The sequence below is a fragment of the Cupriavidus pampae genome (assembly GCF_914271485.1).
Classification (GTDB): Bacteria; Pseudomonadota; Gammaproteobacteria; order Burkholderiales; family Burkholderiaceae; genus Cupriavidus; species Cupriavidus pampae.
This window is the reverse complement of sequence record NZ_CAJZAG010000019.1, coordinates 14,647-39,189: the sequence shown is the minus strand read 5'-3', so window position 1 is coordinate 39,189 and position 24,543 is coordinate 14,647. Positions and strand designations below refer to the sequence as shown.

36 protein-coding genes are annotated in these 24,543 nt (G+C 61.3%); all 36 read right to left on the bottom strand.

Features of this window, described 5'->3' with window-relative positions; all coding sequences use genetic code 11:
- Positions 1-10: 10 nt before the first annotated feature.
- A complete protein-coding gene (gene dsbD / locus LDO41_RS32770) occupies positions 11-1,927 on the bottom strand; it encodes a protein-disulfide reductase DsbD (RefSeq protein WP_223995680.1) in 1,917 nt (638 codons plus the stop codon).
- Between the two features lie 153 nt (positions 1,928-2,080).
- The gene (rplQ, locus tag LDO41_RS32765) at positions 2,081-2,476 is read right to left on the bottom strand and encodes a 50S ribosomal protein L17 (protein ID WP_223995679.1); all 396 of its coding nucleotides are present in this window, start codon (positions 2,474-2,476) and stop codon (positions 2,081-2,083) included.
- Between the two features lie 177 nt (positions 2,477-2,653).
- Entirely contained in the window at positions 2,654-3,634 is a 981-nt protein-coding gene (locus tag LDO41_RS32760) for a DNA-directed RNA polymerase subunit alpha (RefSeq protein WP_109585098.1), read from the bottom strand.
- Between the two features lie 176 nt (positions 3,635-3,810).
- Positions 3,811-4,434: a 30S ribosomal protein S4 gene (gene rpsD, locus LDO41_RS32755; protein ID WP_223995678.1), complete on the bottom strand. Its 624-nt coding sequence runs from the start codon at positions 4,432-4,434 to the stop codon at positions 3,811-3,813.
- A 268-nt stretch (positions 4,435-4,702) separates the two neighbouring features.
- A complete protein-coding gene (gene rpsK / locus LDO41_RS32750; RefSeq protein ID WP_008642963.1) occupies positions 4,703-5,104 on the bottom strand; it encodes a 30S ribosomal protein S11 in 402 nt (133 codons plus the stop codon).
- 24 nt (positions 5,105-5,128) lie between these two features.
- A complete protein-coding gene (gene rpsM / locus LDO41_RS32745; RefSeq protein ID WP_223995677.1) occupies positions 5,129-5,494 on the bottom strand; it encodes a 30S ribosomal protein S13 in 366 nt (121 codons plus the stop codon).
- Between the two features lie 17 nt (positions 5,495-5,511).
- Positions 5,512-5,628 (bottom strand): 50S ribosomal protein L36, encoded by a 117-nt coding sequence (rpmJ, locus tag LDO41_RS32740; protein WP_008642959.1) that lies wholly within the window; start codon positions 5,626-5,628, stop codon positions 5,512-5,514.
- A gap of 31 nt (positions 5,629-5,659) precedes the next feature.
- Positions 5,660-5,878, bottom strand: a complete 219-nt coding sequence (infA, locus tag LDO41_RS32735; RefSeq protein WP_010812378.1) for a translation initiation factor IF-1 — start codon at positions 5,876-5,878, stop codon at positions 5,660-5,662.
- Between the two features lie 25 nt (positions 5,879-5,903).
- Entirely contained in the window at positions 5,904-7,247 is a 1,344-nt protein-coding gene (gene secY / locus LDO41_RS32730; protein ID WP_223995676.1) for a preprotein translocase subunit SecY, read from the bottom strand.
- Between the two features lie 48 nt (positions 7,248-7,295).
- Positions 7,296-7,730: a 50S ribosomal protein L15 gene (gene rplO / locus LDO41_RS32725; protein WP_223995675.1), complete on the bottom strand. Its 435-nt coding sequence runs from the start codon at positions 7,728-7,730 to the stop codon at positions 7,296-7,298.
- Positions 7,731-7,752: 22 nt separating this feature from the next.
- On the bottom strand, positions 7,753-7,935 hold the full coding sequence (rpmD, locus tag LDO41_RS32720) for a 50S ribosomal protein L30 (RefSeq protein WP_010812381.1): 183 nt from the start codon (positions 7,933-7,935) through the stop codon (positions 7,753-7,755).
- Between the two features lie 10 nt (positions 7,936-7,945).
- Positions 7,946-8,464: a 30S ribosomal protein S5 gene (gene rpsE / locus LDO41_RS32715; protein WP_011299302.1), complete on the bottom strand. Its 519-nt coding sequence runs from the start codon at positions 8,462-8,464 to the stop codon at positions 7,946-7,948.
- A gap of 18 nt (positions 8,465-8,482) precedes the next feature.
- Positions 8,483-8,839 carry a 50S ribosomal protein L18 gene (rplR, locus tag LDO41_RS32710; RefSeq protein WP_290370939.1) on the bottom strand — a complete coding sequence of 119 codons (357 nt, stop codon included), beginning with the start codon at positions 8,837-8,839 and terminating at the stop codon, positions 8,483-8,485.
- An 11-nt stretch (positions 8,840-8,850) separates the two neighbouring features.
- Positions 8,851-9,384, bottom strand: a complete 534-nt coding sequence (gene rplF, locus LDO41_RS32705) for a 50S ribosomal protein L6 (protein WP_223995673.1) — start codon at positions 9,382-9,384, stop codon at positions 8,851-8,853.
- A 9-nt stretch (positions 9,385-9,393) separates the two neighbouring features.
- Positions 9,394-9,789 carry a 30S ribosomal protein S8 gene (gene rpsH / locus LDO41_RS32700; protein ID WP_223995672.1) on the bottom strand — a complete coding sequence of 132 codons (396 nt, stop codon included), beginning with the start codon at positions 9,787-9,789 and terminating at the stop codon, positions 9,394-9,396.
- 27 nt (positions 9,790-9,816) lie between these two features.
- Positions 9,817-10,122 carry a 30S ribosomal protein S14 gene (gene rpsN, locus LDO41_RS32695; RefSeq protein ID WP_109585090.1) on the bottom strand — a complete coding sequence of 102 codons (306 nt, stop codon included), beginning with the start codon at positions 10,120-10,122 and terminating at the stop codon, positions 9,817-9,819.
- A 9-nt stretch (positions 10,123-10,131) separates the two neighbouring features.
- The gene (rplE, locus tag LDO41_RS32690) at positions 10,132-10,674 is read right to left on the bottom strand and encodes a 50S ribosomal protein L5 (RefSeq protein WP_109585089.1); all 543 of its coding nucleotides are present in this window, start codon (positions 10,672-10,674) and stop codon (positions 10,132-10,134) included.
- A 25-nt stretch (positions 10,675-10,699) separates the two neighbouring features.
- Positions 10,700-11,008 carry a 50S ribosomal protein L24 gene (gene rplX, locus LDO41_RS32685; RefSeq protein ID WP_223995671.1) on the bottom strand — a complete coding sequence of 103 codons (309 nt, stop codon included), beginning with the start codon at positions 11,006-11,008 and terminating at the stop codon, positions 10,700-10,702.
- Between the two features lie 9 nt (positions 11,009-11,017).
- Entirely contained in the window at positions 11,018-11,386 is a 369-nt protein-coding gene (gene rplN, locus LDO41_RS32680) for a 50S ribosomal protein L14 (protein WP_223995670.1), read from the bottom strand.
- 280 nt (positions 11,387-11,666) lie between these two features.
- Complete coding sequence (gene rpsQ, locus LDO41_RS32675; protein ID WP_150373512.1) at positions 11,667-11,945, bottom strand: 30S ribosomal protein S17; 279 nt, start codon at positions 11,943-11,945, stop codon at positions 11,667-11,669.
- The gene (gene rpmC, locus LDO41_RS32670) at positions 11,942-12,136 is read right to left on the bottom strand and encodes a 50S ribosomal protein L29 (RefSeq protein WP_109585086.1); all 195 of its coding nucleotides are present in this window, start codon (positions 12,134-12,136) and stop codon (positions 11,942-11,944) included. The genes rpsQ and rpmC overlap by 4 nt, the downstream gene beginning before the upstream one ends.
- 11 nt (positions 12,137-12,147) lie before the next feature.
- The gene (gene rplP, locus LDO41_RS32665) at positions 12,148-12,564 is read right to left on the bottom strand and encodes a 50S ribosomal protein L16 (protein ID WP_006576240.1); all 417 of its coding nucleotides are present in this window, start codon (positions 12,562-12,564) and stop codon (positions 12,148-12,150) included.
- 2 nt (positions 12,565-12,566) lie between these two features.
- The gene (gene rpsC, locus LDO41_RS32660; RefSeq protein WP_223995669.1) at positions 12,567-13,361 is read right to left on the bottom strand and encodes a 30S ribosomal protein S3; all 795 of its coding nucleotides are present in this window, start codon (positions 13,359-13,361) and stop codon (positions 12,567-12,569) included.
- Between the two features lie 9 nt (positions 13,362-13,370).
- Positions 13,371-13,700: a 50S ribosomal protein L22 gene (gene rplV / locus LDO41_RS32655; RefSeq protein ID WP_223995668.1), complete on the bottom strand. Its 330-nt coding sequence runs from the start codon at positions 13,698-13,700 to the stop codon at positions 13,371-13,373.
- Between the two features lie 10 nt (positions 13,701-13,710).
- On the bottom strand, positions 13,711-13,986 hold the full coding sequence (gene rpsS / locus LDO41_RS32650) for a 30S ribosomal protein S19 (RefSeq protein WP_223995667.1): 276 nt from the start codon (positions 13,984-13,986) through the stop codon (positions 13,711-13,713).
- Between the two features lie 22 nt (positions 13,987-14,008).
- Entirely contained in the window at positions 14,009-14,839 is an 831-nt protein-coding gene (gene rplB, locus LDO41_RS32645; protein WP_223995666.1) for a 50S ribosomal protein L2, read from the bottom strand.
- A 2-nt stretch (positions 14,840-14,841) separates the two neighbouring features.
- A complete protein-coding gene (gene rplW / locus LDO41_RS32640; RefSeq protein ID WP_109585082.1) occupies positions 14,842-15,156 on the bottom strand; it encodes a 50S ribosomal protein L23 in 315 nt (104 codons plus the stop codon).
- A complete protein-coding gene (rplD, locus tag LDO41_RS32635) occupies positions 15,153-15,773 on the bottom strand; it encodes a 50S ribosomal protein L4 (RefSeq protein WP_035870768.1) in 621 nt (206 codons plus the stop codon). Before rplD ends, rplW begins: the two co-directional genes overlap by 4 nt.
- Positions 15,774-15,784: 11 nt before the next feature.
- Entirely contained in the window at positions 15,785-16,435 is a 651-nt protein-coding gene (gene rplC / locus LDO41_RS32630; protein ID WP_223995737.1) for a 50S ribosomal protein L3, read from the bottom strand.
- Between the two features lie 324 nt (positions 16,436-16,759).
- Positions 16,760-17,068: a 30S ribosomal protein S10 gene (gene rpsJ, locus LDO41_RS32625; protein ID WP_006160488.1), complete on the bottom strand. Its 309-nt coding sequence runs from the start codon at positions 17,066-17,068 to the stop codon at positions 16,760-16,762.
- Positions 17,069-17,145: 77 nt separating this feature from the next.
- The gene (tuf, locus tag LDO41_RS32620) at positions 17,146-18,336 is read right to left on the bottom strand and encodes an elongation factor Tu (protein ID WP_223995657.1); all 1,191 of its coding nucleotides are present in this window, start codon (positions 18,334-18,336) and stop codon (positions 17,146-17,148) included.
- A gap of 79 nt (positions 18,337-18,415) precedes the next feature.
- Positions 18,416-20,524, bottom strand: coding sequence for an elongation factor G (gene fusA / locus LDO41_RS32615; protein WP_223995665.1), 2,109 nt, complete (start codon positions 20,522-20,524; stop codon positions 18,416-18,418).
- Positions 20,525-20,642: 118 nt separating this feature from the next.
- Positions 20,643-21,113: a 30S ribosomal protein S7 gene (gene rpsG / locus LDO41_RS32610; protein ID WP_006576502.1), complete on the bottom strand. Its 471-nt coding sequence runs from the start codon at positions 21,111-21,113 to the stop codon at positions 20,643-20,645.
- A gap of 209 nt (positions 21,114-21,322) precedes the next feature.
- The gene (rpsL, locus tag LDO41_RS32605) at positions 21,323-21,700 is read right to left on the bottom strand and encodes a 30S ribosomal protein S12 (protein ID WP_006162330.1); all 378 of its coding nucleotides are present in this window, start codon (positions 21,698-21,700) and stop codon (positions 21,323-21,325) included.
- Positions 21,701-22,015: 315 nt separating this feature from the next.
- Positions 22,016-23,866, bottom strand: coding sequence for a DNA helicase RecQ (gene recQ / locus LDO41_RS32600; RefSeq protein WP_223995736.1), 1,851 nt, complete (start codon positions 23,864-23,866; stop codon positions 22,016-22,018).
- A 77-nt stretch (positions 23,867-23,943) separates the two neighbouring features.
- Positions 23,944-24,378: a hypothetical protein gene (locus tag LDO41_RS32595; RefSeq protein WP_223995664.1), complete on the bottom strand. Its 435-nt coding sequence runs from the start codon at positions 24,376-24,378 to the stop codon at positions 23,944-23,946.
- Positions 24,379-24,543: the final 165 nt, after the last annotated feature.

Here is a 24,543-nt window from a genome sequence, read left to right as displayed (position 1 = left end):
CCCGATCGGATCAACGCGCGGCGACGCTGGAGGCGCCGAACGCGCGCTCGAGGCTATCGAGGAAACGATCAGCCGATTGATAACCGATCACGCGCACGGGGCGCTCCTGGCCATCGGCACCGAACAGGATGATCCCGGGCGGCCCGAACAGGTTGAAGCGCTTGAGCAGCGCACGATCGTCGGCATTGTTCGCGGTCACGTCCGCCTGCAGCAGCGTCAGCTGCGCCATGCGCGCGCCCACCTTCGCATCGGAGAACGTGAACTTCTCCATCTCCTTGCAGCTCACGCACCAGTCCGCATAGAAATCGAGCATCACCGGGCGGCCCGCCGCCGCGGCAGCCGCCACGCGTGCGTCGAGTTCCGCCACGCTGCGAATGCGCTCGAAACGCACCGATGACTGCTCGCGCGCCCCACCCGCTCCGCCCTCGTTGCCGCTCACGCTGAAATGCGACAACGGCTGCAACGGATCGCGACCACCGGAGGCAAGCCCCACCAGCACGATCGCGCCGGCCAACGCGGCGAGGATGCCCAGCCCCTTGCCCAGACGCGCCAGACCGCGCGCGTCGGCGCCCAGCGCATCGAATGCGCCAAGGTAGACCGCGCCCACAAGCAGCAACGCCGCCCACGCAATCATCACGGTCCACGCGGGCAGCACCGGCGTGATCATCCAGATCGCCACGCCCAGCAACACGAAGCCGAAGAAGCGCTTGGTCGCCTCCATCCAGCGGCCCGCGCGCGGCAGCAGATTGCCTGCGCCCACGCCCACCAACACAAGCGGCACCCCCATGCCGATCGCCATCGCGAACAACGCGCTGCCGCCAATCATGGCATCGCCAGTCTGCGCGATATAAGCCAACGCACCCGCGAGCGGCGCCGTCACGCACGGTCCGACGATCAGCGCCGAGATCGCGCCCATCAGCGCTGCCCCCGCGATCTGCCCGCCCTGACGGCGATTTGATGACTCCGTCAGCCGCGTCTGCCAGCCCTGCGGCAGCTGCAATTCATAAAGTCCGAACATCGACAGCGCCAGCGCCACCATCAACACCGCAAAGGCGCCGAGCACCCAGGGCGTCTGCAGCGCAGCTGCCAAACCTTCACCGATCAGTCCCGCCGCCACGCCGATCGCCGTGTACACCACGGCCATGCCGAGCACATAGGCCAGCGACACCGTCAGCGCCCGGCCACGCGTGACATGCTCGCCGACCACGATCGAAGACAGGATCGGCACCATCGGCAGCACGCACGGGGTGAAGGTCAGCAGCAGGCCCAGACCGAAGAACAGTGCGACGATGACGCCGAGATTGCGGCTGGCCAGCGCCCGTGCGATACGGTCGCCGTCATCCGCGGCCACAACGGTGGCCGACGGTGTCGGTGCGGGCAACGCGGAAGCACCCGCCGCAGCAACGCTCGACGTCGTCGCGGCGGGCGCGCGATCGCCAAACAGATTCGCCAGCGGCGCCCCGCCCACGCGGAACACGTGTTCCTGCGGCGGATAGCACAGCCCCTTGTCCGCGCACCCCTGCGAGGTCACGGTCAGCGCCCATTTGCCATCGGCCGGCCCAGCCTCCACGGGCACGCGAATCGTCACGCTGCCGCGGTAGGTCTCCATATCCTTGTTGAAGGTCTCGTCGAACTTGACCTTGCCGTGCGGAAATTCCGGCGCACCGAGCTTCACCAACGCAGGCTGCGCCGCAAACGCGAAACGCTCCCGATACAGGTAGTACCCATCGGCAACGTCAAAGCGAATCTCGACCGTCCGATCGTCGAGCTGCCGCGCCGCAAATCGAAACGCCTGTTCCGGCGGCAGGAAGTCGTCCTCGGTGGCGGCACGCGCGGTACCCTGCCACCCGAGCAGGCACAGCAGCACGAGCAGCCAGGCAGCGGCTATCCACCGCAGCACACGCCGCGCGTCAACCCGCCAAATCATGGCGGCCGATCTGATCCCGGACTGCACCTGCATACCCGTCGCTTCCCTGTTCTGTGTTGGGCCCAAAAACAAAAGAGCCAGGCAAAAGCCTGGCTCGATTGTAAGCGCTACGTGCAGACCCGTCGTGAGACAGGCTGCCGCAGGTCCGATACCTTATTCCGCAGCTTCTTCAGCCGGGGCTTCGGTGATCTCCGGACGGTCGACCAGCTCGACCAGCGCCATCGGCGCATTGTCGCCCTGACGGAAACCGAACTTCAGCACGCGGGTGTAGCCGCCCGGACGCGCGTTGTAACGCGGGCCCAGTTCCGTGAACAGCTTGGTCACGATGTCGCGATCGCGCAGGCGAGCGAACGCCAGGCGACGGTTCGCCACGGTGTCCTTCTTGGCCAGCGTGATGAGGGGCTCGACAACCTTGCGCAGTTCCTTGGCCTTCGGCAGGGTGGTCTTGATCAGCTCGTGTTGGAACAGCGAGTTGGACATGTTGCGCAGCATCGCGAGACGGTGCGACGAGGTGCGGTTCAGCTTCCGCAAACCATGACGGTGACGCATGATGATTCCTTTTCGATAACAGTGTTTGACCAGCTCTTCTATCGCTATGCCACCAGATAACTGGCAGGCATGGGCGCGGGCCGGTAGTGCTTCCGGGTGTTGCCACCCTTCTTGTCGGCACCATGCCGACGGCGTTTCGACAAGCCGGGCCGCGTTGCCGCAGCCCGGCTATGTCAATTACTTCTCCAGGCCAGCAGGCGGCCAGTTCTCGAGCTTCATGCCGAGCGTCAGGCCACGGGAGGCGAGGACTTCCTTGATCTCGTTGAGCGACTTGCGACCCAGGTTCGGGGTCTTGAGCAGTTCGTTCTCGGTACGCTGGATCAGGTCGCCGATGTAGTAGATGTTTTCGGCCTTCAGGCAGTTGGCCGAGCGCACCGTCAGCTCCAGGTCGTCGACCGGGCGCAGCAGGATCGGATCGATCTGCGGCGTACGGCTCGAAGCGGCCTCGGCGGCGGACTCGGTGCCTTCCAGCGCGGCGAACACGGACAGCTGATCCACCAGGATGCGAGCCGACTGGCGGATCGCTTCCTCGGGCGAAATCACGCCGTCGGTTTCGATGTTCATCACCAGCTTGTCGAGGTCGGTACGTTGTTCCACGCGAGCGGATTCAACGGCGTACGACACACGGCGCACCGGCGAGAACGACGCGTCCAGCACGATGCGGCCGATAACCTTGCCCGCTTCGTCACCGAACTTGCGCACGTTGCCCGGCACATAGCCGCGGCCTTGCTCGACCTTGATCTGCATGTCCAGCTTGCCGCCGGCGGACAGATGGGCGATCACGTGATTCGGGTTGATGATCTCAACGTCGTGCGGCAGCTCGATATCGGCAGCCGTAACCACGCCTTCACCATCCTTGCGCAGCGACACCGTGACTTCGTCACGATTGTGCAGCTTGAACACGACACCCTTGAGGTTCAGAAGCAGGTTGACCACGTCTTCCTGCACACCGTCGATGGTGGAATACTCGTGCACCACTCCAGCGATCGTGACCTCGGTCGGCGCGTAGCCAACCATCGACGACAGCAGCACGCGACGCAGCGCGTTACCGAGCGTATGGCCGTAGCCGCGCTCGAACGGCTCCATCACGACTTTGGCGTGATGGTCGCCAAGCGGTTCTACGGCGATAATTTTAGGCTTGAGGAGTGCTGTTTGCATTAGGTTGTCCTTTTCAATACCCTCGGCTCGTTACACCGATAAGGCTGACGTTTGGAACCTGAAAAGCCCATCGCATGATGGGCAATAAGCCCGACCGCGCATGACGCGCGTCGGGCTGATAACGAGGCGTTGCGGGAGGCGCAACCGCGGAACCGTTCGCGAATCGATCGAGTCGATTAACGCGAATACAATTCGACGATCAGGCTCTCGTTGATGTCGCCAGAGATATCGGTGCGATCCGGGGCTTGCTTGAAGGTGCCTTCGAACTTCTTGGCATCGACAGCCACCCAGGTCGGGAAACCCGACTGCTCGGCCAGCGACAGCGCTTCAGCGATGCGGACCTGCTTGCGCGACAGTTCGCGCACGGTCACAACGTCGCCCGACTTGATCTGGGCCGACGGCACGTTCAGTGCAATGCCGTTCACCATGATCGCCTTGTGCGACACCAGCTGACGCGCTTCAGCGCGCGTCGAGCCAAAGCCCATGCGATAGACGACGTTGTCCAGACGCGATTCCAGCAGTTGCAGCAGGTTTTCGCCGGTGTTGCCCTTGCGACGGTCGGCTTCCGCGAAGTAACGGCGGAATTGACGCTCGAGCACGCCGTAAATACGCTTGACCTTCTGCTTTTCGCGCAGCTGGTTGCCGTAGTCGGAGGTACGGGCACCCGAGGTGCGACCGTGTTGACCAGGCTTGCTATCCAGCTTGCACTTGTCGGCCAGCGAGCGGCGTGCGCTCTTCAGGAACAGATCGGTGCCTTCGCGGCGGGAAAGTTTGGCCTTCGGGCCGGTATAACGTGCCACTTTATCTTCCTTTGATCGATCGCTGCGCCGCCTCGGGTTTCATCTGGAAACCGGGCACGCCGCGAGTCCGTCAGCAAATCTGACGGACGGTGGGCTTATTGGCATTCGCGGCGCCGAAACACCGCGAAGTAACGCAAAAGCATGAAACACAAAACGAAAACCTGCCGCAACAGGTTGCAGCAGGTCAACGCGCGATACTACCACATCGGCGAAACACCGGCATCGAGCCAATTTGCACGGGCTCGATATCGGCGTTCAGTGTCGATGCTTAGATACGACGACGCTTCGGCGGACGGCAGCCGTTGTGCGGCACCGGCGTCACGTCTTCGATCACGGCGATCTTGATGCCCAGCGCGTTCAGCGCACGGACAGCCGATTCACGGCCAGGACCGGGGCCCTTGATGCGCACTTCCAGGTTCTTGATACCCTGGTCTTGCGCCACGCGGCCGGCGTTCTCGGCAGCAACCTGAGCAGCGAAGGGCGTCGACTTGCGCGAACCCTTGAAGCCCTGGCCACCGGCGGTCGCCCACGACAGGGCGTTGCCCTGACGGTCGGTGATCGTGATGATGGTGTTGTTGAACGAAGCGTGAACGTGCGCAATGCCGTCGGCAACGTTCTTCTTGACCTTCTTACGCGCGCGCTGGGCGGCGTTGTTCGGACCTTTTGCCATGTGTCTGTTCCTATGCCTTCGGCTTTACTTCTTCAGAGCCACGCCGGCCTTACGCGGACCCTTGCGGGTGCGGGCGTTGGTGCGGGTACGCTGGCCGCGGAGCGGCAGACCCTTGCGGTGACGAACGCCACGATAGCAACCAAGGTCCATCAGACGCTTGATGTTCATCGTGTTTTCGCGGCGCAGGTCACCCTCAACCGTTACCTTGCCCACTTCGTCACGAAGCTTTTCCAGGTCGCCGTCGGTCAGATCCTTGACCTTCTTGTCAAACGGAACACCGGTGGCCTCGCAAATCTTGCGAGCGCGCGAGCGACCGACACCGTAAATAGCCGTCAGGCCGATTTCGGTGTGCTTGTGGTTGGGGATGTTAACCCCTGCGATACGTGCCATTCGTCAATCCTCTTCGATTAGCCTTGGCGTTGCTTGTGGCGAGGATCCGACGAGCAGATCACGCGCACTACACCGTTGCGCTTGATAATTTTGCAGTTGCGGCAAATGCGCTTCACAGAAGCCAGCACTTTCATGATTTTCCTCTTCCTTCAATTCCTGTTCGCTTCACTTCGTCCGGAAGACGATGCGCGCGCGTGACAGATCATACGGCGTCAATTCGACGGTCACCTTGTCACCCGGAAGAATCCGGATGTAGTTCATTCGCATCTTGCCGGAGATGTGGCCCAGCACTACATGGCCATTTTCGAGCTTGACGCGGAACGTCGCGTTGGGGAGATTTTCCAGGACCTCCCCTTGCATCTGGATGACGTCGTCTTTTGCCATACCTAGAGCCTGGTCTGACCCTACTTCATCGCAAGGTCAGGTTACCCTTGAAATTCGCCTTCTTCAGCAGGGACTCATACTGTTGCGACATGACGTACGACTGTACTTGTGCCATGAAGTCCATCGTAACGACCACGATGATCAGCAATGAGGTTCCGCCGAAATAGAACGGAACGTTCCAGCGCAGCACCAGGAATTCAGGCAGCAGGCAGACCAGCGTGATGTACATCGCGCCAGCCAGCGTCAATCGCACCAGAATCTTGTCGATGTAGCGCGTCGTCTGCTCGCCCGGACGAATACCCGGAATGAAGGCACCGCTTTTCTTCAGGTTGTCTGCAACTTCACGGCTGTTGTACACCAGGGCCGTATAGAAGAAGCAGAAGAAAATAATCGCAGCCGCATACAGCAGGATGTACACCGGCTGACCCGGCGACAGCGTGGCGGCGAGGTCCTTGATGAACCGGCCAACCGACCCCGTCGAGTCAGACGTGAACCACCCCGCGATCGTCGCCGGGAACAGAATGATCGACGACGCGAAGATCGGCGGAATCACCCCGGCCATGTTCAGCTTCAGCGGCAGGTGCGACGACTGACCGCCGTACACCTTGTTGCCGACCTGACGCTTGGCATAGTTCACGAGGATCTTGCGCTGACCGCGTTCGACGAACACCACGGCGAAGGTCACACCTGCAATGATCGCAACGATCACGATCGCCGCAATGATGCTCATGGAACCCGTACGGACCAGTTCAAACAGTCCGCCGATCGCGTTGGGCAAGCCCGCCGCGATACCACCGAAGATGATGATCGAAATCCCGTTGCCCAGACCGCGTTCGGTGATCTGCTCACCGAGCCACATCAGGAACATCGTGCCGGTCACCAGCGTGATCACCGCCGTCGCCCGGAACATCAGGCCCGGATCGATAACCAGACCCGGTTGCGACTCCAATGCCACTGCAATCGACAGCGCCTGGAACAGCGCCAGAAGCACCGTCCCGTAGCGCGTGTACTGCGTGATCTTCCTCTGGCCCGCCTGCCCTTCCTTCTTCAACGTCTCCAGCTGCGGCAGCACGATCGTCAGCAACTGCATGATGATCGACGCCGAGATGTACGGCATGATGCCGAGCGCGAAGACGGTGAAGCGCGACAGCGCACCGCCCGAGAACAGGTTGAACATCCCAAGGATGCCACCCGACTGACTCTGGAAAAGCTTCGCGAGCTGATCCGGATCGATTCCCGGCACCGGAATATGCGCACCGATGCGGTAGACGATCAGGGCCAGCACCAGAAACATCAGACGGCGCTTGAGATCGCCGTACTTTGCGGTGTTCCTGGCTTGCGTGCTTGCGTTAGGTTTCGCCGTGGCCAAACGATGCTCCGACTATGACTCGCGTCCTGCTGCGATGGCTGCTGCTAATTACTCGGCGATCTGGCCGCCAGCGGCTTCGATCGCGGCCTTGGCACCAGCAGTGGCGCCCAGACCCTTGATCGTGACCTTGCGGGTCAGCTCGCCAGCCTTGATCACCTTCGCGTTCTTGACCAGCTCGCCCACGAGGCCGGCCTGCTTCAGGACCAGAAGGTCCACTTCAGCAGCTTCCAGACGCTCGATGTCGCGCAGGGTCACCTCGGCGTTGAACGCCTTGGTCAGCGAGGTAAAACCACGCTTCGGCAGACGACGATACAGCGGCATTTGACCGCCTTCGAAGCCGACCTTGTGGAAGCCGCCCGAGCGCGACTTCTGACCCTTGTGACCACGACCGGCGGTCTTGCCCAGGCCGGAGCCGATACCGCGGCCGACGCGACGCTTGGCGTGCTTCGAACCGGCGGCCGGTTTCAGGTTGTTCAGTTGCATGTTGCTCTCCGAGTTCCCGGTATCAGGCCAGAACCTTGACCAGGTACGAGACCTTGTTGATCATGCCGCGCACGGCGGGCGTGTCCTGCAGTTCCGACACCGAATTGATTCGGCGCAGGCCCAGGCCACGGACGGTTGCGCGATGATCTTCGCGCGTGCCGATCAGGCTGCGCACGAGTTGCACTTTTACGGTTTTCTGCGACATTTCGTTCACCTTAACCGAGGATGTCTTCGACCGACTTGCCGCGCTTCGCAGCGATCTCGCTCGGCGTGCTCATCTTCTGCAGACCGTCGAGAGTTGCGCGAACCATGTTGTACGGGTTCGTCGAGCCGTGCGACTTGGTGACCACGTTCGTCACGCCCATCACTTCGAAAATGGCGCGCATCGGGCCACCAGCGATCACGCCGGTACCTTCCTTCGCGGGCATCATCAGCACCTTGGCGGCGCCGTGCTTGCCAACCACTTCGTGTTGCAGCGTACCGTTCTTCAGCGAGACCTTGACCATCTTGCGACGGGCTTCGTCCATCGCCTTCTGCACGGCCACGGGCACTTCCTTCGCCTTGCCCTTGCCCATGCCGATGCGGCCATCGCCATCACCAACCACGGTCAGCGCGGCGAAACCGAGAATCCGGCCGCCCTTCACCACCTTGGTGACGCGGTTGACCGAGATCATCTTCTCGCGGAGGCCGTCGTCGCGTTCGTCCTGCTGGACTTTTGCTTGCATCTTTGCCATGACGTATCTCTCTCTCGCTTAGAACTTCAGGCCGGCTTCGCGCGCAGCGTCGGCCAGGGCCTTCACGCGGCCGTGGAAACGGAAACCGCCGCGATCGAACGCAACAACTTCCACGCCAGCTGCCTTCGCCTTCTCGGCGACGCGCTTGCCAACCACGGTGGCGGCGGCGACGGTAGCACCGTTGCCGGTCAGTTCCTTGCGCACTTCTGCTTCGGCCGTCGAAGCCGACGCCACCACTTGGGTGCCGCACGGCGAGTAGACCTGAGCGTAGATATGCGAATTCGTACGGAACACGGTCAGACGGTTGACCTTCAACTCCGCGATTTTGGCGCGGGTCTGACGTGCACGGCGCAAACGAGCGTCTTTCTTGTTCATCATTGCACCCCTTACTTCTTCTTGGTTTCCTTCAGGAGGACACGCTCGTCGGCGTAACGAACACCCTTGCCCTTATAGGGCTCAGGCGGACGGTACGCGCGAACTTCCGCGGCAACCTGACCGACTTTCTGCTTGTCCGCACCCTTGATGATGATCTCGGTCTGCGTCGGCGTTTCCGCCTTTACGCCGGCCGGCATCTCATGGATCACGTCGTGCGAGAAACCAAGCTGGAGCTTCAGCGCGCTACCCTGCAGCTGGGCACGATAGCCCACGCCGACCAGGGTGAGCTTGCGCTCGAAACCGGTGGTCACGCCCTTGACCATGTTTGCCGCCAGGGCGCGCATGGTGCCTTGCAGGGCGTTTGCTTCACGCGACTCGTCGGCCGGTGCGAAGGTCAGCGTGTCGTTTTCGACATTAGCCTTCACCAGACCGTGAATCTCTTGCGACAGCGTACCAAGCGGGCCCTTTACGGAGAGCACGCCGCCTGCCACATTCACTTCCGCGCCTTTCGGCAGCGCGATGGGAGCCTTACCTACACGGGACATGGTTCCTCCTTAAGCGACGTAGCAAAGAACTTCGCCGCCCACGCCGGTGGCACGTGCCTTGCGGTCGGTCATCAGACCCTGGGGGGTCGAGATGATCGCTACGCCGAGGCCGTTCATCACCTGGGGAATGTCGGTACGGCCCTTGTACACGCGCAGACCGGGCTTCGACACGCGTTCAATGCGCTCGATGACCGGACGGCCGGCGTAGTACTTGAGACCGATAGTCAGTTGTGCCTTGCCGCCATCTTCCTGGACAGCGAAGTCATCGATATAGCCTTCGTCCTTCAGGACCTTGGCGATCGCTGCTTTCAGCTTCGACGAGGGCATGACAACGGACGCCTTCTGCACGCCTTGAGCGTTGCGGATGCGCGTCAGCATATCGGCGATCGGATCGCTCATGCTCATACTGTTTCTCCTGTAGCCTGTGCGTAATTACCAGCTGGCTTTCGTCAGACCCGGAATTTCGCCCTTGAAGGCGATCTCGCGGATCTTGTTACGCGCCAGGCCAAACTTGCGGAAGGTGCCGCGGGGACGACCGGTGATCGCGCAACGGTTGCGCTGACGGGTCGGATTCGCGTTGCGCGGGAGCTGTTGCAGCTCGAGACGCGCCAGATAACGCTCTTCTTCCGACTTTTCTTGGTCGTCGATGATGGCCTTGAGGGCAGCGCGCTTCGGGGCGAACTTCGCCACGAGCTTTGCGCGCTTCTTCTCACGTTCAATCAGAGCCAGTTTAGCCACGGTTACCCCTTAATTACGGAACGGGAACTTGAACGCACCGAGAAGCGCCTTGGCTTCTTCGTCGTTCTTCGCCGTCGTCGTGATGCTGATGTTCAGACCACGCAGTGCGTCGATCTTGTCGTACTCGATTTCGGGGAAAATGATCTGCTCTTTCACACCGATGTTGTAGTTGCCACGACCATCGAACGAACGGCCCGACACACCACGGAAGTCACGAACGCGCGGCAGTGCCACGGTCACGAAACGATCGAGAAATTCGAACATGCGCTCACCGCGCAGGGTCACCATCGCACCGATCGGATAGCCCTGGCGAATCTTGAAGCCGGCGATTGCCTTCTTGGCCTTCGTCACCACGGGTTTTTGACCAGCGATCTTCGTCAGGTCGCCCACGGCCAGCTCAATGACCTTCTTGTCATTGATGGCTTCGCCAAGACCCATGTTCAGGGTGATCTTGGTGATGCGCGGCACTTCCATGACCGACTTGTAGCCGAATTGCTCGATCAGCTTCGGTACAACCTTCTCTTTGTAAAACTCTTGCAGACGTGCTGCCATGCTCAACTCCTATGCGTGCCCAGAATCAAGCAGCGACGACGGCGCCAGTGGTCTTCAGGAAGCGCACGCGCTTACCGTCTTCCACCTTGATGCCGACGCGCGACGGCTTGCCATTGGCATCCACGAGCGCAACGTTGGAAATATGCAGCGGCATGACCTTATCGACCACACCACCAGTAGTGCCCAGCATCGGGTTCGGGCGAGCGTGCTTCTTCGCGACGTTCACGCCTTCCACTGCGAGCTTCTCGCCGAGGATAGCTTGCACGGTACCGCGCTTGCCCTTGTCCTTGCCGGTCAGCACGATGACCTCATCGCCTTTGCGAATCTTGTTCATGTCGGCTCCTTACAGCACTTCCGGAGCGAGCGACACGATCTTCATGAAGCGCTCGGTACGGAGTTCACGAGTCACCGGCCCGAAGATGCGGGTGCCGATCGGCTCGAGCTTGGTGTTCAGCAGGACGGCGGCATTGCCGTCGAACTTGACGAGCGAACCGTCAGCGCGACGCACGCCCTTGGCGGTGCGCACGACAACGGCGTTGTAAATATCGCCCTTCTTTACGCGACCGCGCGGCGCTGCGTCCTTCACGGTCACCTTGATGATGTCGCCCACGCTCGCATAGCGGCGCTTGGACCCACCCAGCACTTTGATGCACAGTACTTCGCGCGCACCAGTGTTATCGGCCACTTCGAGCCGGCTTTCTGTCTGAATCATGGTGTTATCTTCCCAACTTAATCCGTCAGGCGAGCCCGTCGGTCAGTCTTGGTCCCGTCGGTCCAAGGCTTTGCGCCAGAACCGCTTGGGTTGATCAACTTTGAAGTCGGTAGTCACCAGACGACGCGATCCGCTGAACAGCTACGGCAACATCATCTGGGCGGGTTTCGCTTTACAGGCCCACCTGGTTGGTACTGCTTGGGCGGGCGCAATAAAGCGGAAGTCCAGGATTATAGCAACATAACCCTGGACCTTGCAAGTCAATCTGAGAACGTTGTTCTTAGATGACGCGCGCCGCTTCTACCAGCCGGGAAACCACCCAGGACTTGGTCCGCGAGAGCGGACGCGTTTCCTGGATTTCGACCTTGTCGCCTTCCTTGTACTGGTTGGCTTCGTCGTGTGCGTGGTACTTCTTCGAACGCAGCACGTACTTGCCATACAGCGGGTGCTTGACGCGGTTTTCGATCAGGACCGTTACGGTCTTGTCCATCTTGTCGCTCACAACCCGGCCAACCAGCGTGCGGCGAAGCGACGATTCCGTTTTTGCAGTTTCAGTCATTTCGAGCTTGCCTTCTCATTCAGCACGGTTTGCACCCGCGCGATGTCCTTGCGCACCTTCTTCAGCTGGCTGGTGTTCTGCAGCTGTTGGGTGGCCTTTTGCATGCGCAGGCTAAATTGGGCCTTCAGCAGCTCGGAGAGCTCCTGGTTCAGCCCGGCGGCGTCCTTGCCGCGAAGTTCGGATGCTTTCATCCCTGCTCTCCTTACGTCCCGACCTGACGCACAACGAAATTGGTGGCGATCGGCAGCTTGGCGGCAGCCAGGCGGAACGCCTCACGTGCCAGCTCTTCGCTCACACCATCCATTTCGTACAGCATCTTGCCCGGCTGAATCTCAGCCACGTAGTACTCCGGATTGCCCTTACCGTTACCCATACGGACTTCAGCGGGCTTCTTCGAAATCGGCTTGTCCGGGAAAATCCGGATCCAGATGCGACCGCCACGCTTGATGTGACGGGTCATCGCACGACGGGCCGATTCGATCTGGCGCGCGGTCAGACGACCGCGGCCCATGGCCTTCAGGCCGAATTCGCCGAAAGACACGGCGTTGCCACGGGTAGCTTTACCCGTGTTGCGGCCTTTCTGCTCCTTGCGATACTTTCTGCGCTTGGGTTGCAGCATTGTTATTCTCCACTCTTCGCATCTGCGCCAGGCGCAGCGCGGCGACCAGCACCGGGGCCACCGCGGCGGTTGCCCGCCGGACGATCGCCATCACGGCGACGGCCTTCCGGACGTGCCGGACGACGACGGCGCTCGTCTTGCGGCTCTTCCACCACGGGCGCATCGTTGCGACCCAGGTGGTCTCCCTTGTAGACCCACACCTTGACACCGATGATGCCGTAGGTGGTTTCTGCTTCGGAGAAGCCGTAGTCGATGTCCGCACGCAGGGTGTGCAGGGGCACACGGCCCTCGCGGTACCACTCGGTACGTGCGATTTCGATGCCGTTCAGACGACCCGAGCTCATGATCTTGATGCCCTGGGCACCGAGGCGCATCGCGTTCTGCATCGCGCGTTTCATTGCGCGGCGGAACATGATACGGCGCTCGAGCTGCTGGGTGATCGAGTCGGCGATCAGCTGCGCATCGGTTTCCGGCTTGCGGATTTCCTCGATGTTCACGTGCACGGGCACACCCATGCGACGTTGCAGCTCGGCCTTGAGCAGTTCGATGTCCTCACCCTTCTTGCCGATCACCACGCCCGGACGCGAGCTATAGATGGTGAGACGTGCATTGCGGGCAGGGCGCTCGATCACGACGCGGCCAACCGAAGCGTTCTTGAGCTTCTTCTTCAGAAACTCACGAACTTCGATGTCTTCTTTCAGCATGCCGGCGAACTTCGTGTTGTTGGCGTACCAACGCGAAGCCCAGTTACGGCTGACGGCCAGACGGAAGCCAGTCGGATGAATCTTCTGTCCCATCGTGACTCCTTAGTTGCCGAGCGTCACAGTGATGTGACAGGTTTGTTTCTCGATGCGGTTGCCGCGGCCCTTTGCCCGTGCCGTGAAGCGCTTGAGCGAGGTTGCCTTGTCGATGAAGATCGATTTGACCTTCAGTTCGTCGATGTCGGCACCTTCGTTGTGCTCAGCGTTGGCGATGGCCGATTCGACCACCTTCTTCACAATCCCGGCGGCCTTCTTCGGGCTGAACGTCAGGACGTTGAGCGCGCGCTCGATCGGCAGACCACGGATCTGGTCAGCAACCAGACGCGTCTTCTGGGCGGAGATGCGGGCACCGCGATGAATCGCTTTCACTTCCATGATGGGCCCCTTACCTCTTCGCTTTCTTGTCAGCCGCGTGGCCCTTGAACGTACGCGTGAGCGCAAATTCGCCGAGCTTGTGGCCAACCATGTTTTCCGTCACATACACCGGCACGTGTTGACGGCCGTTGTGCACGGCGATCGTCAGACCGATGAAGTCCGGCATGATGGTCGAGCGGCGCGACCACGTCTTAATGGGCTTCTTGTCCTTGCCGCTAACTGCGGTTTCCACCTTCTTCAGCAGGTGGGCGTCGCAGAACGGACCCTTTTTTGCGGAACGAGTCATATCTTTAGCTCCTACCTACCGATTAACGCTTGTGGCGCTTCTGCACGATCATGCTGGCAGTGCGCTTGTTGCTGCGGGTGCGGTAACCCTTAGCCGGGGTACCCCACGGCGAAACCGGATCGCGACCAGCAGCGGTACGGCCCTCACCACCACCGTGCGGGTGGTCGACCGGGTTCATCACCACACCGCGGACGGTCGGGCGAATACCGCGCCAACGCGTTGCACCGGCCTTGCCGATAACACGCAGGCTGTGCTCTTCGTTGCCTACTTCACCGATGGTGGCGCGGCATTCGATATGAATGCGACGCACTTCACCGGAGCGCAGACGCACCTGGGCGTACACGCCTTCGCGAGCCAGCAACACGGCGGAACCACCAGCAGCGCGCGCGATTTGCGCACCCTTGCCCGGCAGCATTTCCACGTTGTTGATCGTGGTACCGACCGGAATGTTGCGGATCGGCAGGTTGTTACCAGCCTTGATCGGCGCTTCCGAACCGTTCAGCAGCGGCTGACCGGCAGTCATGCCCTTGGTGGCGATGATGTAACGGCGCTCACCGTCGGCGAACAGCACGAGCGCGATGTTCGCGCTGCGGTTCGGATCGTATTCCAGACGCTCGACCTTGGCGGGGATGCCGTCCTTGTCGTTGCGCTTGAAGTCGACCACACGGTAGTGGTGCTTATGACCACCGCCCTTGTGACGGGTGGTGATATGACCGTTGTTGTTACGACCCGACTTCTGGAATTGCTTTTCCAGCAGCGGAGCGTGCGGGGCGCCCTTGTGAAGGTCCTTGTTGACGACCTTCACCATCGAGCGACGACCCGGCGAGGTCGGCTTGGTCTTGACGAGTGCCATGATTACTTGGCCTCCGCTTCAAAATTGATTTCCTGACCCGGCTTCAGCGAAACGTAGGCCTTCTTCACATGGTTACGACGACCCATGAAGCGACCGAAACGCTTTTGCTTACCCTTCTGGTTCAGGATCTGAACGGACTGCACCTCGACCTTGAACAGCAGTTCTACGGCGGCCTTTACCTCGAGCTTGTTAGCATCGCGGGCCACTTCGAACACCACTTGTTCATTCTTGTCGGCGACCAGGGTTGCCTTTTCGGAAACCACCGGCGCGAGCAGCACCTGCATCAAACGATGATCGTTCTTGGCTACTTGCGTCATTTGAGCAACTCCTCGATCTGCGCGACAGCCGCCTTCGTCACGAGCACCTTCTTGTAGTGCACGAGCGAGAGCGGATCTGCCTGGCGCGGCTCGACAACTGCCACGTGCGGCAGGTTGCGCGAAGCCAGGTAGAGGTTTTCGTCGAGGCTGTCGGTGATGATCAGCACCGAGTCCAGGCCCATGGCCTTGAACTTGTCGGCCAAGAGCTTGGTCTTGGGCGCGTCGACAGTGAAACCGTCCACGACGTTGATACGACCTTCACGGGCCAGCTGCGAGTAAATCGAGCGCATACCGGCACGGAACATCTTCTTGTTGACCTTCTGCGTGAAGTTCTCTTCCGGCGAATTCGGGAAGATACGGCCGCCCCCGCGCCACAGCGGCGAGGAAGACATACCGGCACGAGCGCGGCCCGTACCCTTCTGACGCCAAGGCTTCTTGGTCGTGTGCTTGACCTCTTCACGATCCTTCTGCTTACGGTTACCGCTACGCGCGTTGGCCTGGTAAGCAACTACGATCTGGTGAACGAGGGCTTCGTTGTAGTCACGGCCGAATACTTCGGGCGAAGCGTCAACGCTCGCGCCGATTTGGCCATTGTCCTGGAGGAGCTTGAGTTCCATTGATCCGCTCCTTAAGCTTTGGCTTTGGCCTTGACGGCCGGGGTAACGATGACCTTGCCGCCCTTCGAACCCGGGATGGCACCCTTGACCAGCAGCAGCTTGCGCTCTGCGTCGATCTTGGCGATCTCGAGGTTTTGAACGGTGCGGGTGACGTCGCCCAGATGGCCCGTCATGCGCTTGCCGGGGAACACACGGCCCGGATCCTGCGCCATACCAATGGAACCCGGCACGTTGTGCGAACGCGAGTTACCGTGGGAGGCACGACCCGATGCAAAGTGATAGCGCTTGATGGTACCGGCGTAGCCCTTACCAATGCTCACGCCTTGAACGTCGATCTTCTGACCGACTTCAAAGAGGTCGACCGACAGCGCGGCGCCGGCTTGCAGCTCGGCAGCCTTTGCGGCATCGATACGGAACTCTTTGATGACTTCGCCGGCTTCGACGCCGGCTTTGGCGAGGTGACCCGCCAGCGGCTTCGTAACGCGGCTTGCGCGGCGGCTGCCGAAGGTGACTTGAACGGCGGTATAACCGTCGGTCTCGTCCGTCTTGATTTGCGTCACGCGGTTGTCGCCGACCTCGACCACGGTAACGGGAATCGAATCACCGTCATCCGTGAAAATACGGGTCATGCCAACCTTGCGACCTACAAGGCCAAGGCTCATGGTTTGCTCCATTCCCAGCTGCGATTGGCCGGGGCTGATTGATACAACACGAAAACTATGTGAGCGGGCTGCGCGAAGAAGATTGCGCTCGGCCAAATGGCCACCCAGTACCCGAAGAAACGGGTAGCCGTACACTATATCTCAGTACTTTGGAAAGAACAACAGTGAGGGACTAACTTTCTCTACGATCGTGCGACCGGACCACGCCATTGCGGCGCAGGGAATACTTTACGGCGGCGTTAGCCACTGTTTCATGCAAAACGGCGAACCTGGGTTCGCCGTTCCGAGTCGATATCGAGCGACTGACGTCGCCCCAATCGATGCTTACACCTTGATTTCGACGTCCACGCCGGCCGGCAGGTCGAGCTTCATCAGCGCGTCCACGGTCTTGTCGGTCGGATCAACGATATCCATCAGACGCTGGTGCGTACGGATTTCGAACTGATCGCGGCTGGTCTTGTTGACGTGCGGCGAACGCAGGATGTCGAAGCGTTGGATGCGGGTCGGCAGGGGCACGGGACCCTTGACGATCGCGCCGGTGCGCTTGGCGGTATCCACGATTTCGGCTGCCGACTGGTCGATCAGGCGATAGTCGAATGCCTTCAGGCGGATACGGATCTTCTGGTTCTGCATGATTGTTCCTTAAAGAGCGATGGGCGCGTGGCCCGGGATAAAGGGGTCATGCCCGAAGGCATGCCCCGGCAGGATGCTTAGTCGAGGATCTTGGCCACGACACCGGCGCCGACGGTACGACCGCCTTCACGGATGGCGAAACGCAGACCTTCTTCCATGGCGATCGGGGCAATCAGCTTGACCGTGATCGACACGTTGTCACCCGGCATAACCATTTCCTTGTCCGCCGGCAGCTCGATCGAGCCCGTCACGTCGGTCGTACGGAAATAGAACTGCGGGCGGTAGTTGTTGAAGAACGGCGTGTGACGACCACCTTCGTCCTTCGACAGGATGTACACCTCACCCGTGAAGTGCGTGTGCGGCTTGATCGAGCCCGGCTTGCACAGGACTTGACCACGCTCCACGTCTTCGCGCTTCGTGCCGCGCAGCAGCAGACCCACGTTGTCACCAGCCTGGCCCTGATCCAGCAGCTTGCGGAACATTTCCACGCCCGTGCAAGTCGTCTTCACCGTCGGGCGGATACCCACGATTTCGATTTCTTCGCCGACCTTCACCACGCCACGCTCGATACGACCGGTCACCACCGTGCCACGACCCGAGATCGAGAACACGTCTTCCACCGGCATCAGGAACGTACCGTCAACCGCGCGCTCCGGCGTCGGGATGTACGTGTCCAGCGCGTCGGCCAGGTTCATGATCGCCACTTCGCCCAGCTCGCCCTTGTCGCCTTCCAGCGCCAGCTTGGCCGAACCCTTGATGATCGGCGTGTCGTCGCCCGGGAAGTCGTACTTCGACAGCAGCTCGCGCACTTCCATTTCCACCAGCTCGAGCAGCTCGGCGTCGTCCACCATGTCGCACTTGTTCAGGAACACGATGATGTAAGGCACGCCAACCTGACGGGCCAGCAGGATGTGCTCGCGCGTCTGCGGCATCGGGCCGTCAGCGGCCGAGCACACCAGGATCGCGCCGTCCATCTGTGCCGCGCCCGTGATCATGTTCTTCACATAGTCAGCGTGGCCCGGGCAGTCAACGTGTGCGTAGTGGCGGTTTGCCGTCTCGTACTCAACGTGCGCCGTGTTGATCGTGATACCACGTGCCTTCTCTTCCGGCGCCGCGTCGATTTCGTCGTACTTCTTGGCCGAACCACCGAACTTCGCAGCCAGCACCGTGGCGATTGCCGCCGTCAGCGTCGTCTTGCCATGGTCAACGTGACCAATCGTGCCTACGTTCACGTGCGGCTTGGTCCGTTCGAACTTTTCCTTTGCCATTTTTCAGCTCCTAATGGAATTCAGTCTTGTCGATTCATTTGCGCCGCCATGCGGGTTGCGCATGGCGACGAAGCTAGTCTTACTTGCCCTTGGCCGACATCACGGCCTCGGCGATATTCTTCGGTGCTTCAGAGTAATGCTTGAATTCCATGGTGTACGTGGCGCGGCCTTGCGTGGCCGAGCGCAGCGACGTGGAATAGCCGAACATTTCCGACAGCGGGACTTCGGCCTTGATGATCTTGCCGCCGCCAACCATGTCGTCCATGCCCTGCACGATGCCGCGGCGGGACGACAAGTCGCCCATCACGGTACCCGTGTAGTCTTCCGGCGTTTCCACTTCCACGGCCATCATCGGCTCGAGCAGAACCGGGCTGGCCTTACGCATGGCTTCCTTGAAAGCCATCGAGCCGGCCATGCGGAACGCGTTTTCGTTCGAGTCCACATCGTGGTACGAACCGAACGTCAGCGTCACCTTCACGTCCACCACCGGGAAGCCCGCCAGAATACCGGCCGGCAGGGTATCGACGATACCCTTTTCCACTGCGGGGATGTATTCGCGAGGAATCACACCACCCTTGATGGCGTCGATGAACTCGAAGCCCTTGCCCTGCTCTTGCGGTTCCAGCGTGATCACGGCGTGACCGTACTGGCCGCGGCCGCCCGACTGCTTGACGAACTTGCCTTCAACGCCTTCGGCCGTCTTGCGAATGGTTTCGCGGTAGGCAACCTGCGGTGCGCCGATGTTGGCTTCCACGCCGAATTCGCGCTTCATCCGGTCAACCAAAATTTCCAGGTGGAGCTCGCCCATACCCGAAATGATGGTCTGACCCGATTCTTCGTCGGTACGCACGCGGAACGAAGGATCTTCAGCGGCCAGGCGGTTCAGAGCGATGCCCATCTTTTCCTGGTCAGCCTTGGTCTTCGGTTCGACAGCCTGCGAGATCACCGGCTCCGGGAAGATCATGCGCTCGAGCACGATCGGTGCAGCCGGATCGCACAGCGTATCGCCCGTGGTGGCATCCTTCAGGCCCACCGCGGCGGCGATGTCGCCGGCCAGCACTTCCTTGATTTCTTCGCGCTGGTTGGCGTGCATCTGCAGAATACGGCCCAGACGCTCCTTCTTCTGCTTCACCGGGTTGTACACGGTGTCGCCCGAATTGATCTTGCCCGAATACACGCGGAAGAAGATCAGCTGACCAACGAACGGGTCGGTCATGATCTTGAACGCCAGCGCCGAGAACTTCTCGCTGTCGTCAGCCTTGCGCTCGAGCTTCTTCTCGTCGTCGTTTTCGTCCACGCCCTTGACCGGCGGAATATCGACCGGCGACGGCAGGAAGTCGATCACGGCGTCGAGCATACGCTGCACGCCCTTGTTCTTGAACGCGGTGCCGCACAGCATCGGCTGGATTTCGCAGGCGATGGTACGGTCACGCAGCGCCTTGACGATCTCGTCGCGGGTCAGCTCTTCGCCGCCCAGGTACTTTTCCATCAGCTCTTCACTGGCTTCGGCGGCGGACTCGACCATCTTCTCGCGCCATTCGTCAGCGGTAGCTTGCAGCTCGGCCGGGATGTCCTGGTATTCGAACTTCACGCCCTGGCTGGCTTCGTCCCAAATGATCGCCTTCATTTCCAGCAGATCGACGACGCCCTGGAAGCCGTCTTCAGCGCCGATCGGCACCACGACGGGCACCGGGTTGGCCTTCAGGCGGTTCTTCAGTTGGTCGTAGACCTTGAAGAAGTTCGCGCCGGTGCGGTCCATCTTGTTGACGAACGCCAGACGCGGCACGCCATACTTGTTGGCCTGACGCCAGACGGTTTCCGACTGCGGCTGCACGCCACCCACTGCGCAGTACACCATGCAAGCGCCATCCAGCACGCGCATGGAACGCTCCACCTCGATGGTGAAGTCCACGTGCCCCGGGGTGTCGATGATGTTGAAGCGGTGCTCAGGGTAGTTGCCGGCCATGCCCTTCCAGAAGGCGGTGGTCGCAGCGGACGTGATCGTGATGCCACGCTCCTGCTCCTGCTCCATCCAGTCCATGGTGGCCGCGCCATCATGCACTTCACCGATCTTGTGGTTCACACCGGTGTAGAACAGGATCCGCTCGGTCGTGGTGGTTTTACCCGCGTCAATGTGAGCCGAGATACCGATGTTACGGTAGCGCTCAATAGGAGTCTTACGAGCCACTTTAATCCTCTATTCGTCCATGAGGCGCAGAAATCTCATGACCTGCGCCTTTAACACAAACGGGCGAGATGTGTAACGACACAGCCCGCCCGGCAACCAACCGCGTAACTCGCGCGCTTTAGAAGCGGAAGTGCGAGAACGCCTTGTTGGCTTCGGCCATGCGGTGCACTTCATCGCGCTTCTTCATCGCGCCGCCACGACCTTCTGCTGCCTCGAGCAGCTCACCCGCCAGGCGCAGCGCCATCGACTTCTCGCTGCGTTTCTTCGCGGCCTCGCGCAACCAACGCATCGCCAATGCCAGACGACGCGACGGACGAACTTCGACCGGAACCTGATAGTTAGCACCGCCAACGCGGCGGCTCTTCACTTCGACCACCGGCTTCACGTTGTTGATCGCAACGGAGAACACTTCGATCGGGGCCTTGCCTGCCTTCTTTTCGATCTGATCAAACGCGCCGTACACGATACGTTCGGCAACCGACTTCTTGCCGTCCAGCATCAGCACGTTCATGAACTTGGCAACTTCAACGTTACCGAACTTCGGATCAGGCAGAATTTCCCGCTTGGGGACTTCACGACGACGTGGCATCTTCTTTCCTCTAGATTCAGTTGAGAGCGCGGTTCAAATCCCGCTCTCCGGCCACCAACTAGCTTGCGTTCAGCAAATTCGCCGGGTGACCACTTACTCGACGGCACGGCGCCAAAACGCTCCGTTGTACCGCCGCCTGGTGACAGCCCCATGACGCATGCGCCACAGACCATCGCTTATTGCTTTGGGCGTTATGCCCTGGTTGCCAGTTAGGCAGCCTTCGGACGCTTCGCGCCGTACTTCGAACGAGCCTGACGGCGATCCTTCACGCCTTGCAAGTCGAGCGAGCCACGGACGATGTGGTAACGCACACCCGGCAAATCCTTCACACGACCGCCGCGGATCAGCACGACCGAGTGTTCCTGCAGGTTGTGGCCTTCACCGCCGATGTACGAGATGACCTCGAAACCGTTGGTCAGGCGCACCTTGGCGACCTTACGCAGTGCCGAGTTCGGCTTCTTCGGCGTCGTGGTGTACACGCGGGTGCACACGCCGCGACGCTGCGGGCAGTTCTCAAGCGCGGGGCTCTTGCTCTTGACGACTTCAGAGACACGCGGCTTGCGAACCAGTTGGTTGATAGTTGGCATTGTTCAATCCAGCTTGGTTTTACAAAAACACCCCTCTACCGGATCAGTCGGCCAGAGGGGCACTACGAATTTTGGGCGAGAGGATTGAGCGAACGCTCGAAAGGAAGGGCTGTGAAATGACAGACTTGCCAAAGAGCGCGAGCTCGCCTGGATCCCACCGACTCCACCCGTAGCGAACAGACGTTCACATATTCCACGGGCGAGCGAAATCCGAAGCCAAAAACTCGAATCTGGCACTATAGCGGGCTGCTCGGCAACGGTCAAGCGTCTCGAACGTATACCGCGGTACGCGCGGTACGTAAACGACGCGGACCGTCACGACACCGCGCGCAGCGTCTCGAGGATGTCGTCGCCGTAGCGCTCGAGCTTGGATGCACCAATGCCCGGCACTTCCGCCAGCGCGCCCAGCGTATCGGGCGCGCTGCGCGCGAGCTCGGCCAGCGTCGCGTCGTGGAAGATGACGTAGGCCGGCACACCGTGCTCGCGCGCGGCCTCCGTGCGCCAGCGTCGCAACGCCTCCCAGTTGGCCAGCGTATCGATGTCCATGTCCGCGGTATGGTCCGTCCGGCTGCCGCGCGCGGCGCGATCACCGCCGCGTGCGGGCTTGCTGACCTGACGCCGCAGCGTGATCGATTGCTCGCCCTTGAGTACGGCACGCGCTGAGTCGCCAAGCAGCAGCGCGCCATGGCCGCCGTGATCGATCACGAGCAGTCCGTGGGCGATCAGCTGGCGGAAGATGGCATGCCAGTCGGATACCGAGCGATCGGCGCCGATGCCGAACGTGGAAACCTTGTCGTGGCCCCATTGCCGCACCTTCTCCGACGCGTTGCCACGCAGCACGTCGATCAGGTGCGTGGCACCGAAATGCACGCGGCTTGCCTGCGCGGTCCGGTAGACGCAGGACAACGCCATCTGCGCTTCGCGCGTGCCGTCCCAGGTTGCCGGCGGCTCCAGGCAGGTATCGCAGTTGCCGCAAGGCTCGGCCGATTCCTCGAAATACGCGAGGATGCGCACGCGCCGGCAGCCCGGCGTCTCGCACAAACCCAGCAGCGCATCGAGCTTCGATGACGACACACGCTTGTGCGCATCGTCAGCTTCCGACTCATCGATCATGCGCTTCTGCTGCACGACGTCACCAAGGCCATAGGCCATCCACGCATTGGCGGGCAGCCCGTCGCGACCGGCACGGCCGGTCTCCTGGTAATAGCCTTCCATGCTCTTGGGCAGGTCGAGGTGCGCGACAAACCGGACATCGGGCTTGTCGATGCCCATGCCGAACGCAATGGTCGCCACCATCACGATCCCCTCTTCCTCGCGGAAGCGGGCCTGATGGTGCTGGCGCACCTGTGCGTCCATGCCGGCGTGATAGCCCAGCGCCCGGATGCCATGACTCGCGAGCCAGCTCGCGGTCTCCTCCACTTTCTTGCGCGACAGGCAGTACACGATGCCACTATCGTGCGAGCCGCCTGTGCCCATGTGCTCGGCCTTGATGAACGCCAGCAGTTGCTGACGCGCATTGTCCTTCTCCACGATGCGGTAGCGGATATTGGGTCGATCGAAGCTGGAGATGAACACCTGCGCTTCGTCGAGCGCCAGACGCTCGATGATCTCGTCGCGCGTGACGGCATCGGCGGTGGCGGTCAGCGCGATGCGCGGCACGCTCGGAAAGCGCTCGTGCAGCACCGACAACTGGATGTATTCCGGCCGGAAGTCGTGGCCCCACTGCGATACGCAGTGCGCCTCATCGATCGCGAACAGACCGACGCGCGCGCGCTCGAGCAGGTCGAGAAAGCGCGGCGTCATCAGCCGTTCCGGCGCCACATAAAGGATTTCGATCCGGCCCGCGAGCAGGTCGCGCTCCACCGCGGAAGCCTCGGCGCTCGTCAGCGTGGAGTTGAGGACAGCGGCATGCACGCCGGCTTCCGTGAGCGCCGCGACCTGATCCTGCATCAGCGCGATCAGCGGGGACACGACGATGCCCGTCCCCTGGCCCGCGCGTTGCCGCAGCAGTGCCGGAATCTGGTAGCACAACGACTTGCCGCCGCCGGTGGGCATCAGCACGAGGCTGTCACCACCGTCCGCTACATGATCGATGATCTCCGCCTGCCGGCCGCGGAAGGCGTGATAGCCAAAGACATCTTTGAGAATCGCCAGCGCGCGCGACATAGACAACGAAATAGGCGAAGCCGGAAAAGCCGTAACCTTACCACTAAGCTCCGTGCCTGAACCCCGCATATAGGCAATCAACGCTGACATGGGTTCGCCGGAGCGCAAGGGAATGGCATCGCATCCGGCCTCCCACCCGCCGGTGGGAAGCCCGTGTCGGTGGGCCACCGCAGCCCCGGCGGTGGTGCCACGCCCCCTCTGTCCGGAGCGCCGGGCTGCTGCGACGCTTCGTACCGCCGCAGCGCCTCGAGCTGCGCGCAATCGTCGGGCGAGGTGGGCCGCCCGCTCGCGCAATCCCGCGCGATGCGATCGCGCGTGTGGGGATCATTGAGGTTCAGCATCGCGGCACCGGGTGTGAGATTGAGCCACACCTGCGGCGCTGCCTGCGTCATCGAAGCTCCGGGGGAGAGTCGCGACGCGGCCTGCGACCTCGCACCGTCTGGAAACGCCATGGTGCACAGCGCGGCCACCGCCATCGGCATCTGGCACAGAAACAGCGGAGCAACGGTCACGGACGCCTCCTCGCGTGTGGTCGACACGCATAGCATCCACATGAACCCAAACGCGGTGAATCACATCCCCGCGAAATCAGTGCAACAAGCGCGGTGCCACGACGGCTTGGGCAAAAAAAAGCCCGGCCAGAGGCCGGGCTTTACTTGCCGCCATCACGAGGATGG

Coding starts and splice junctions, on each gene's coding strand:
- dsbD (WP_223995680.1), bottom strand. CDS start 1,927: ATGATTTGGCGGGTTGACGCGCGGCGTGTGCTGCGGTGGATAGCCGCT.
- rplQ (WP_223995679.1), bottom strand. CDS start 2,476: ATGCGTCACCGTCATGGTTTGCGGAAGCTGAACCGCACCTCGTCGCAC.
- LDO41_RS32760 (WP_109585098.1), bottom strand. CDS start 3,634: ATGCAAACAGCACTCCTCAAGCCTAAAATTATCGCCGTAGAACCGCTT.
- rpsK (WP_008642963.1), bottom strand. CDS start 5,104: ATGGCAAAAGGTCCGAACAACGCCGCCCAGCGCGCGCGTAAGAAGGTC.
- rpsM (WP_223995677.1), bottom strand. CDS start 5,494: ATGGCACGTATCGCAGGGGTTAACATCCCCAACCACAAGCACACCGAA.
- rpmJ (WP_008642959.1), bottom strand. CDS start 5,628: ATGAAAGTGCTGGCTTCTGTGAAGCGCATTTGCCGCAACTGCAAAATT.
- infA (WP_010812378.1), bottom strand. CDS start 5,878: ATGGCAAAAGACGACGTCATCCAGATGCAAGGGGAGGTCCTGGAAAAT.
- rplO (WP_223995675.1), bottom strand. CDS start 7,730: ATGCAACTGAACAACCTGAAACCGGCCGCCGGTTCGAAGCACGCCAAG.
- rpmD (WP_010812381.1), bottom strand. CDS start 7,935: ATGTCGCAGAAAACCGTAAAAGTGCAACTCGTGCGCAGCCTGATCGGC.
- rpsE (WP_011299302.1), bottom strand. CDS start 8,464: ATGGCAAAGATGCAAGCAAAAGTCCAGCAGGACGAACGCGACGACGGC.
- rplR (WP_290370939.1), bottom strand. CDS start 8,839: ATGAACAAGAAAGACGCTCGTTTGCGCCGTGCACGTCAGACCCGCGCC.
- rplF (WP_223995673.1), bottom strand. CDS start 9,384: ATGTCCCGTGTAGGTAAGGCTCCCATCGCGCTGCCGAAAGGCGCGGAA.
- rpsH (WP_223995672.1), bottom strand. CDS start 9,789: ATGAGCATGAGCGATCCGATCGCCGATATGCTGACGCGCATCCGCAAC.
- rplE (WP_109585089.1), bottom strand. CDS start 10,674: ATGGCAGCACGTCTGCAAGAGTTTTACAAAGAGAAGGTTGTACCGAAG.
- rplX (WP_223995671.1), bottom strand. CDS start 11,008: ATGAACAAGATTCGCAAAGGCGATGAGGTCATCGTGCTGACCGGCAAG.
- rplN (WP_223995670.1), bottom strand. CDS start 11,386: ATGATTCAGACAGAAAGCCGGCTCGAAGTGGCCGATAACACTGGTGCG.
- rpsQ (WP_150373512.1), bottom strand. CDS start 11,945: ATGACTGAAACTGCAAAAACGGAATCGTCGCTTCGCCGCACGCTGGTT.
- rpmC (WP_109585086.1), bottom strand. CDS start 12,136: ATGAAAGCATCCGAACTTCGCGGCAAGGACGCCGCCGGGCTGAACCAG.
- rplP (WP_006576240.1), bottom strand. CDS start 12,564: ATGCTGCAACCCAAGCGCAGAAAGTATCGCAAGGAGCAGAAAGGCCGC.
- rpsC (WP_223995669.1), bottom strand. CDS start 13,361: ATGGGACAGAAGATTCATCCGACTGGCTTCCGTCTGGCCGTCAGCCGT.
- rplV (WP_223995668.1), bottom strand. CDS start 13,700: ATGGAAGTGAAAGCGATTCATCGCGGTGCCCGCATCTCCGCCCAGAAG.
- rpsS (WP_223995667.1), bottom strand. CDS start 13,986: ATGACTCGTTCCGCAAAAAAGGGTCCGTTCTGCGACGCCCACCTGCTG.
- rplB (WP_223995666.1), bottom strand. CDS start 14,839: ATGGCACTCGTCAAGACCAAGCCGACCTCGCCGGGTCGTCGCTCGATG.
- rplW (WP_109585082.1), bottom strand. CDS start 15,156: ATGACGCAAGTAGCCAAGAACGATCATCGTTTGATGCAGGTGCTGCTC.
- rplD (WP_035870768.1), bottom strand. CDS start 15,773: ATGGAACTCAAGCTCCTCCAGGACAATGGCCAAATCGGCGCGAGCGTT.
- rplC (WP_223995737.1), bottom strand. CDS start 16,435: ATGAGCCTTGGCCTTGTAGGTCGCAAGGTTGGCATGACCCGTATTTTC.
- rpsJ (WP_006160488.1), bottom strand. CDS start 17,068: ATGCAGAACCAGAAGATCCGTATCCGCCTGAAGGCATTCGACTATCGC.
- tuf (WP_223995657.1), bottom strand. CDS start 18,336: ATGGCAAAGGAAAAGTTCGAACGGACCAAGCCGCACGTGAACGTAGGC.
- rpsG (WP_006576502.1), bottom strand. CDS start 21,113: ATGCCACGTCGTCGTGAAGTCCCCAAGCGGGAAATTCTGCCTGATCCG.
- rpsL (WP_006162330.1), bottom strand. CDS start 21,700: ATGCCAACTATCAACCAACTGGTTCGCAAGCCGCGTGTCTCTGAAGTC.
- recQ (WP_223995736.1), bottom strand. CDS start 23,866: ATGTCGCGCGCGCTGGCGATTCTCAAAGATGTCTTTGGCTATCACGCC.